This is a genomic window from Roseomonas sp. TS2, assembly GCF_058833935.1.
On the sequence record NZ_JCACVY010000197.1, the window covers coordinates 1 to 7632 of the forward strand.

A 7632-nucleotide genomic window follows, 5' to 3' on the forward strand; every position below is an offset into this window, starting at 1 on the left:
GGCGCTGGTGCGGGCGCGGGTGAAGCGCGCCCGCTCCTCCTTCGCGCGCGGCATGGCGGCCACGCACGGCCCGGCGCGGCGCGCGCTCTACGCCGTCTATGCCTTCTGCCGCGCGGTGGACGACATCGCCGACGGCACCATGCCCGAGGCCGACAAGCGCGCTGGCCTGGCCGAATGGCGCGGCAAGCTGGAGCGGCCGGACTGCCCGCTCTCGCGCGAGCTGGCCTGGGCGCGGGACGCCTTCGCCCTGCCGCTGGCCGAGTGCCACGCCATGATCGACGGCATGGAGGCCGATGCCGGCCCCAGCCGCCGCATCGCCGACCGCGCGGCGCTCGACCTCTACTGCCGGCAGGTGGCGGGCAGCGTCGGCGCGCTCGCGGTGCGGATCTTCGGCGCGCCGGAGGCCGAGGCCTACGGGCTGGCGCTGGGCCATGCCTTCCAGCTCGTCAACGTGCTGCGGGACATCGACGAGGACGCGCTGCGCGAGCGTGTCTACCTGCCGCTCTCCGACCTCGCCGCCGCCGGCATCCCGCCCGATGCCACCGCCGCCGCGCTGGTGGCCGATCCGCGCCTGCCGGGGGTGGCGGCGGCGCTGGCCGAGCGCGCCGAGGCCGCCTTCGCCGAAGCCGATGCGCGGATGCCCCCCGGCCGGGCACGCGAACTGAAGCCGGCGCGGCTGATGCTGCTGGGCTATCACGCGCTGCTGCGGCGGATGCGCGCCCAGGGCTTCGCCCCGCCGCGCCGCCGCCCGCGCCTGGGCCGGGCGGAGAAGCTGGCGGTGGCGCTGCAGGCGCTGCGGCCGTGAGCGGTGCCCCCGCCACCCATGTGGTGGGCGCGGGCGTGGCGGGGCTGGCTGCGGCCTGGGCGCTTTCAAGCCAGGGCCGCCGCGTGGTGCTGCACGAGGCCACGCCCGCCGCCGGCGGCCGCGCCCGCGCCCTGCCGGACGGCACCGACAACGGCACCCACGCACTGCTCGGCGCCAACCCGGCGGCGCTGCGCTTCCTGGCGGAGATCGGCGCCCGCACCGGCTGGGTGGAGCCGGAGCCGGACCGGCTGCCGGTGCTGGACCTGGAGAGCGGCGCCCTGTGGCGCGTCTCGCTCTCGCCGCTCGGCTGGTGGCGGAAGGCGGCCCGTCCGCCGGGGCTGGACGCCGCCGGGCTGCTGGCGCTGCTGGGGGCGGCCCGGCCGGGCCGCCGCGTCACGGTGTCGGAGGCCTTCGCCCGCCATCCGGTGCTGCTGCGCGGCTTCGTCGAGCCGCTGACCCTGGCGGTGCTGAACACCGTGCCGGCGGAGGCCGGGCTGCGCCGCCTTGGCGCCGTGCTGCGCCGCATGGGCCGCCCCGGCGCCTGCCGGCTCTATGTGGCGCGCGAGGGGCTGGGGCCCGACCTCGTGCAGCCCGCGCTGGCGGCGCTGGCGGCGCGCGGCGTCGAGATCCGCCCGGGCGACCGCCTGCGGGCACTGGCGGTGGAGGGCGGCCGTGCCACGGCCCTGCACTTCGCCAGCGGCACGCGGCCGGTGGAGGCGGGGGTGGTGCTGGCCACGCCGCCCTGGGAGAGCGCGCGGCTGCTGCCCGGGCTGCGCGTGCCGGATCGCCATGCGCCGATCCTGAACCTGCACTACGCCCATGCCAGCGGGGCGGGGCCGCGCTTCCTCGGCCTGCTGGGCGGCGTCGGCCAATGGGTGCTGGTGCGCCCCGGCGCCGTGGCGGTGACGGTGAGCGCCGCCGCCGCCGTGCTGGAGACGCCGCTTGAGGTGCTGGCGGAGCGCGTCTGGCGGGAGGTGCGCCGCGCCGCCCTGGCCGCCCGTTTGCCCGGCGACTGGCCCGAGGCGCTCCCATCCTGGCGCGCGGTGAAGGAGCAGCGCGCGACGCCCCTGCACACGCCGGACCAGCCCGCCCCGCCGCCCCTGCTGCCCCTGCCCAACCTGGCCCTGGCCGGCGACTGGATGGAGCCGCTCCTGCCCGCCACCATCGAGGCCGCCACCCGCTCCGGCCTGCGCGCCGCGGCCGCCCTGGCGCGCGCCCTCCCGAAAGCCGCCGCCCGATGACCGACACACCCGCCGCGGCCCTGGCCGCCCTGCGCGCCGAGACGCAGCGCCCCACCCTTCGCGAGCGCCGCGCCCTGCTGGCCGCGCTGGCGCGGGAGGTGCTGCGCCGCGCCGAGGATTTCGCCGCCGCCGCCGATGCCGATTATGGCGGCCGCTCCACGGTGGAGACGCTGGTGGCCGATGTGCTGCTGGTGGCGCAGGCGGCGCGGCGGGCGCGGCGCTGGCTGTGGTGGTGGGCGATGCCGCGCCCGGTGCTGGCGCCCTTCCCGTTCCAGCCGGCGCTGGCCTGGGTGGAGCCGGTGCCGAAGGGGGTGGTGGGGGTGATGGCGCCCTGGAACTACCCCATCCAGCTCGGGCTGTGGCCGCTGGCCGAGGCCATCGCCGCCGGCAACCGCGTGGTGCTGAAGCCGAGCGAGCACACCCCCCGCACCGCCGCACTGCTGGCCGAGGTGGTGGCGGCAGCCCTCGGCCCGCGCATGGCGCGCGTGGTGCAGGGCGATGCCGCGGTGGCCGCCGACTTCGCCGCGCTGCCCTGGGACCACCTGGTGTTCACCGGTGGCACCGGCATCGGCCGCGCGGTGATGCGCGCCGCCGCCGAGAACCTGACGCCGCTGACGCTGGAACTCGGCGGCAAGTGCCCCGTGCTGGTGCTGCCGGGCGCCGACCTGCCCCGCGCTGCCCGCGCTATCCTGGCCGGCAAGGCGGTGAATGCCGGGCAGACCTGCGTGGCGCCCGACACGGTGCTGCTGGTCGGCCACACGGCCGAGGCTTTCGCCGCCGCCTGCCGCGCCGCCGCCGTGCCGGTGGAGACCGCCGTGGCCCCCGCGCAGCGCGCCCGGCAGGCGGCGCTGGCCAAGGAGGGCGAGGCATTGCCCGGCGGAATCGTGCTGGTGGCCGATGACAGCGCCGAGGAGCTGTTCGGCCCGGCGCTGGCGCTGCGCGCGGTGCCGGATCTCGCGGCGGCGATTGGCTGGGTGCGGGCGCGGCCGGCGCCGCTGGCGCTCTACCTGTTCGGCGCCAGCCGGGCGGAGGCCGCCGCCGTGGCCGCCGGCACCCGCGCCGGCGCGCTGGTGGAGGAGCGCTGCGTGGAGCACGCCGCCTTCACCGCCCTGCCCTTCGGCGGCGTCGGCGCCTCGGGCTTCGGGCGCTACCATGGCCGGGCGGGGTTCGAGAGCTTCAGCGACCTGCGCGGGCGGGTGCGGCACGGCCCCTTCGCGCTCGCACGGATGTTCGACCCGCCGCGCAGCGCGCGGGTGCGGAAGCTGGCGCGGCAGTTGCTCCGCTGAGGCGGCGGGGCGCTCCAGCCCGCCGCCCTCTTCCCTGCTTCCGCGCGGCCCGGTGCAAGGCAAGAGCCCCGCGTGTCTCACATGACAGAAAAGCCATGCATGGCCCGATGCTGCACCCGCGAAATACGCAGTGCTGAAGCCTGGGGGGTGTCCCTATATTCCTTTTCGCAGCCGCAGCATCGCGGCCGTTTCAAAGGAACAGGGGTCTACCCATGTCCGAATTCCTCTTTGTCACTGTCGTTGCCGCCCTGGTCGGGGGTGGACTGTATGCCCGGTCCCTGATGGACCTGAACTGGCCCGCGGGCCTGCCGCGCATCAGCTCGGCGGAGTAACCGGCCGACACACGCGGCGCCTGCCTTCTGCGGCGGGCGCTGGTCCGGACGGCGCGGCGACGAGCCGCGCCTCCCGCACTTTCCAGGGATCGCGGCCCGGAGATCGTGCCGAGATCGCGCCGCCCAGGCTGCGGAAGAGGCGGATGCGGGCGACGGGACTCGAACCCGTACATCCCTGAGGACGGGGGCTTTTAAGGCCCATGCGTCTACCATTCCGCCACGCCCGCACCGCCGGGGCTTCCTGCCACAGCGGCGCAGGCGGCGAAAGACCTCCCCCCTCAGCCCGCCGCGATGCGGCGGCAGTGGTTCAGCGAGGCCTCGATGAGGTTGTCGCTCGCTTCCGGCGTGCGGAAGGCCGAGTGGGCGGAAAGCGTCACGTTCGGCAGCGTCGTCAGCGGGTGGCCCGCCGGCAGCGGCTCGATGTTGAACACGTCCAGCGCCGCATGCGCCAGCCGCCCCTCGCGCAGCGCCGCGATCATGGCGTCCTCATCCACCACCGCGCCGCGCGCCGTGTTCACCAGCATGGCGGTGGGCTTCAGCTGCGCCAGCTTCTCGGCGGAGAGGAAGCCGCGCGTCTCGTCGTTCAGCAGCAGGTGCACCGAGAGCACGTCGCTCTCCGCCAGCAGCCGGTCCAGGCTGACGAATTCGATGCCCTCGGCGGCCTTCGGGCTGCGGTTCCAGGCCAGCACCTTCATGCCGGCGCCGCGGCAGAGCCGCGCCATCTCGGCGGCGATGCCGCCATAGCCCAGCAGCCCCACCGTCTTGCCGGTCAGCTCCACGCCATCGGTGCGCACCCAGTTGCCGGCGCGCATCTCGCGGTCCATGCGGGCGATGCCCTTGGCGGCGATCCACATCAGGGTGAAGGCCATCTCGGCCACCGCCGTGTCGCCATAGCCCTTGATGATGTGGACCTCGATGCCGCACTCGGCCTGGAGCTCCTCCGGGTTCATGTAGCTGCGCGCGCCGGTGCCGAGGAACACCACATGCTTCAGCGAGGGGATCTGCTTGGCGATCGCCGTCGGCAGGGCGGTGTGGTCGATGATGACGATGTCATGCCCGGCCACCAGGGCGGGCAGCTCCTCCGGCGTCACGTCGGGCTGGACGTTGACCGTCACCGGCATGTCGCTGTCGCGGCGCAGACGCCGCATCACCTGGCCCAGAGCCTCGCCGGCATCCACGAAAATGGCGCGCACAGACACTCTCCTTTGATTCCGCGCGCATGGTAGCGGCCTCCGGCAGCGCGTCCAGGGTGGCGGGCGGGCAGGGCTCCATGCCCTTCCAGGCGGCGTGCCGTATTCCGCCGGCCGGCCCGGGCCGCTATGCCGGTGCGGCAAGGCCCGGAACCCAGGGCCTGCCATCCGCGAGGAATTCCACCGCCGTGCCGAGCCCTGCCGCCCCCGCCACCCGCGCCGAAGCCCTGGCCGAGACGCTGGCGGAGCGGATCGTCTCCGGTGCGCTGAAGCCGGGCCAGCGGCTGGACGAGCAGGCCCTGGCCGCCGAGGCCGGCATGTCCCGCACCCCGGTGCGGGAGGCCCTGCGGCGCCTGACGGCCACGGGGCTGGTGGAGTTGCGGCCGCACCGGGGCGCCGTAGTCGCCTCTCCGGCACCGGACGGGTTGCGCGCCGCCTTCGAGCTGCTGGCCGAGATGGAGGCGCTCTGCGCCCGCTGGTCGGCGCTGCGCATGGCGCCGCAGGAGCGCGCGGCGCTGGAGGAGCTGCACCACGCCATGGCCGCCCTGGTCCGTGCCGGCGACCGCACGGGCTACCGCGCGGCCAACCGCCGGCTGCACGGGCTGATCTATGCCGGGGCGCACAACCCGCCCTTGGCCGAGGTGGCGCAATCCACCCATCAGCGCCTGGCGCCGTTCCGCGGCGCCCAGTTTGAGGCGCCGGAGCGGCTGGCACGCTCCCACGCCGAGCATGGCCAAGTGGTGGCCTGCCTGATGCGCGCGGACGCCGAAGGCGCGGCCGAAGCCATGCGGCGGCATATCTTCTCCAGCGGCGCCTCCTGGGAGAGCATTTCCGGACGGACGGAGCACAGTGAGCGCCGCATTTGATCAATAAAAAGGCTCCCAAGCCGGCATTGCATACAATTTCTGCGGCAAGAGGAATCTGGTCGGCCTTTTCCTCCGGCCGTCTCCTTCCGGCGGCGCGATCATGTCCGGGCCAGCCCGGCGCCTTCCGCCAATCCGTTGCGCCCGCGCAGAACTGGCACGCCGTTTGCTGATCCTTCCTCGGTGAACCCGCCCGCCACTTCCGGCGCGGCGGGGCCGAGCAGGGCAGGCGCATGGACCTCACCCTTTCCGCCGGCATGGCGGACATCGACGGCTTCCGCCGCCGCTATGCCGCGGGCGAAAGCCCGGCCGATCTTCTGCCCGCCCTGCGCGGCCGCATCGCCGCCTGCGACGACCCCGGCATCTTCCTCCATCTCGCCAGTGCCGGGGCCATCGAGGCCGCCGCCGCCGCGCTGGACCCGGCCGACCGGGAGCGCCTGCCGCTCTGGGGCATCCCCTTCGCGGTGAAGGACAATATCGACGTGGCGGGCATGCCCACCACCGCCGCCTGCCCGGCCTTCGCCTACACCCCCGCGCGCCATGCGGGCGTGGTGGAACGGCTGGTGGCGGCGGGCGCCATCCCCATCGGCAAGACCAATCTGGACCAGTTCGCCACCGGCCTCGTGGGCGTGCGGACGCCGCACCCGGTGCCGCGCAACCCGCGCGCGCCGGGGCGGGTGCCGGGCGGCTCCTCCTCCGGCTCGGCCGTCGCCGTGGCGCGCGGGCTGGTGCCCTTCGCGCTGGGGACGGACACGGCGGGCTCGGGGCGCATCCCCGCCGGGCTGTGCGGGCTGGTGGGGCTGAAGCCCACCCCCGGCGCCGCCTCCACGCGCGGCGTGGTGCCGGCCTGCCGCTCGCTCGACTGCGTTTCCATCTTTGCCCACAGCGTGGCGGAGGCCTGGACGGCCTATGCGGCGATGGCCGGCGCGGATGCGGAGGACCCCTTCTCGCGCGACATCCCGGCCGGCGACCCCGCCGCCACCCCGCCGGTGCGGGTGCTCGGCATCCCCGCCGAGGCAGACCGGCCGCGCTTCGAGCCGGAGGCCGAGGCCGCCTGGGACGCCGCGCTGGAGCGCCTGCGCGCCCTCGGCCTGGAGCTTCGCCCGGTGCCGATGGCTACCTTCCGCGAGACCGCCGCGCTGCTCTACGAGGGCGCCTGGGTGGCCGAGCGGCTGGCCTCGCTGGAAAGCTTCTTCCACGCCGCCCCGCCCGGTGCGGTGCTGCCGGTGACACGCGGCATCATCGAGGCGAATGGCCGCCGCCACAGCGCGGCGGACGCCTTCCGCGCCTTCCACCGGCTGGCCGAGCTGCGCCACGCCACCGCCCCGCTTTGGGGCGAGATCGACGCGCTGGCCGTGCCGACCGCGCCCCTCTTCCCCCGGCTTGAGGATCTGGCCGCCGACCCGGTCGGGCCGAATGCCCGCCTCGGCACCTTCACCAACTTCGTCAACCTGCTGGGCCTCGCGGCGCTGGCCGTGCCGGGGCCGGACCGGCCGGACGGGCTGCCGGCGGGCGCCACCTTCATCGGGCCGGGCGGCAGCGATGCCCGCCTCGCGGCGCTCGGCCTGCGCTTCGAGGCCGCGGCATGAGCGAGATGGAGATTGGCGTCGTCGGCGCGCACATGTCCGGCCTGCCGCTGAATGGCGAGCTGCTGGCGCTGGAGGGCCGCCTGCTGCGCGCCACCCGCACCCGGCCCTGCTACCGGCTGTTCCGCCTGCCCGGCGGCCCGCCCTTCCGCCCCGGCCTGCTGCGCGTGGCGGAAGGCGAGGGCCATGCCATCGCGCTGGAGGTGTGGGCGCTGCCGCGCGCGAGCATCGGCGCGCTGCTGGCGGCGATCCCGGCGCCGCTCGGCCTCGGCACGCTGCTGCTGGCGGATGGCACCGCGCCCAAGGGCTTCCTGGTGGAGGCCGAAGGC

General features: G+C 75.6%; 7 protein-coding genes and 1 tRNA gene. 6 read left to right on the forward strand and 2 right to left on the reverse strand.

Annotated features, from left to right (window positions below):
* From ACZJYS_RS20870 to ACZJYS_RS20880, 3 genes are all read left to right on the forward strand, one after another.
* Nucleotides 1–805, forward strand: an 805-nt coding sequence (locus ACZJYS_RS20870; RefSeq protein WP_493180193.1) for a squalene/phytoene synthase family protein, incomplete at its 5' end; no start/stop codon positions are given.
* A complete protein-coding gene (locus ACZJYS_RS20875; protein ID WP_493180194.1) occupies nt 802–2046 on the forward strand; it encodes a hydroxysqualene dehydroxylase in 1245 nt (414 codons plus the stop codon). The genes ACZJYS_RS20870 and ACZJYS_RS20875, both read left to right, overlap by 4 nt.
* Nucleotides 2043–3332: an aldehyde dehydrogenase family protein gene (locus tag ACZJYS_RS20880; protein ID WP_493180195.1), complete on the forward strand. Its 1290-nt coding sequence runs from the start codon at nt 2043–2045 to the stop codon at nt 3330–3332. Before ACZJYS_RS20875 ends, ACZJYS_RS20880 begins: the two co-directional genes overlap by 4 nt.
* A gap of 476 nt (nt 3333–3808) precedes the next feature.
* Here ACZJYS_RS20880 and ACZJYS_RS20885 read toward each other — a convergent pair.
* Nucleotides 3809–3891, reverse strand: a tRNA-Leu gene (locus ACZJYS_RS20885).
* Nucleotides 3892–3942: 51 nt separating this feature from the next.
* On the reverse strand, nt 3943–4857 hold the full coding sequence (locus ACZJYS_RS20890) for an NAD(P)-dependent oxidoreductase (protein WP_493180196.1): 915 nt from the start codon (nt 4855–4857) through the stop codon (nt 3943–3945).
* Nucleotides 4858–5042: 185 nt separating this feature from the next.
* On the opposite strand from ACZJYS_RS20890, the gene ACZJYS_RS20895 reads away from it, so the two are divergent.
* From ACZJYS_RS20895 to ACZJYS_RS20905, 3 genes are all read left to right on the forward strand, one after another.
* A complete protein-coding gene (locus ACZJYS_RS20895) occupies nt 5043–5720 on the forward strand; it encodes a GntR family transcriptional regulator (RefSeq protein ID WP_493180197.1) in 678 nt (225 codons plus the stop codon).
* Between the two features lie 230 nt (nt 5721–5950).
* On the forward strand, nt 5951–7306 hold the full coding sequence (gene atzF, locus ACZJYS_RS20900; RefSeq protein ID WP_493180198.1) for an allophanate hydrolase: 1356 nt from the start codon (nt 5951–5953) through the stop codon (nt 7304–7306).
* The coding region (locus ACZJYS_RS20905; RefSeq protein WP_493180199.1) for an allophanate hydrolase-related protein at nt 7303–7632 on the forward strand (330 nt) is incomplete at its 3' end. The genes atzF and ACZJYS_RS20905, both read left to right, overlap by 4 nt.

Excerpts from the sequence above, each read along its gene's own strand:
- ACZJYS_RS20880 (WP_493180195.1), top strand. The coding sequence starts at position 2,043 with ATGACCGACACACCCGCCGCGGCCCTGGCCGCCCTGCGCGCCGAGACG.
- atzF (WP_493180198.1), top strand. The coding sequence starts at position 5,951 with ATGGACCTCACCCTTTCCGCCGGCATGGCGGACATCGACGGCTTCCGC.